This is a genomic window from Pseudoalteromonas sp. SIMBA_162, assembly GCF_046535955.1.
GTDB classification, from domain to species: Bacteria; Pseudomonadota; Gammaproteobacteria; order Enterobacterales; family Alteromonadaceae; genus Pseudoalteromonas; species Pseudoalteromonas marina.
Map to the genome: position 1 here is coordinate 1 of NZ_JAWJBQ010001159.1, position 238 is coordinate 238.

Sequence of the window (238 nt, forward strand, 5' to 3'; positions counted from 1 at the left end):
CCGGGCGCAGGTGCAGACGTGCGGGGCAAGCACGAAAAACCTTGGCGAACGGCCTGGCACTTGCGTTAGGCTCCAGTTTGCGAGTTGCCCGGTAGAGGCGACCGATCTCCGCCAGGCGTGCGTATCTTCCGATATCATTGCGAGGTTACGTCATGGCCATCACTTCCCAGGACATCTGCAATGCCGCCGACCAGCTCAAGGGCTTTGTCGGTTTTCATGGCAAGCGCGGCGTTCATAT

At 59.7% G+C, this 238-nt stretch carries 1 protein-coding gene; it reads left to right on the forward strand.

The window, feature by feature from the left end:
* Window positions 1-152: 152 nt before the first annotated feature.
* The coding region (locus R0J88_RS23315; RefSeq protein WP_410901363.1) for a DUF2025 family protein at window positions 153-238 on the forward strand (86 nt) is incomplete at its 3' end.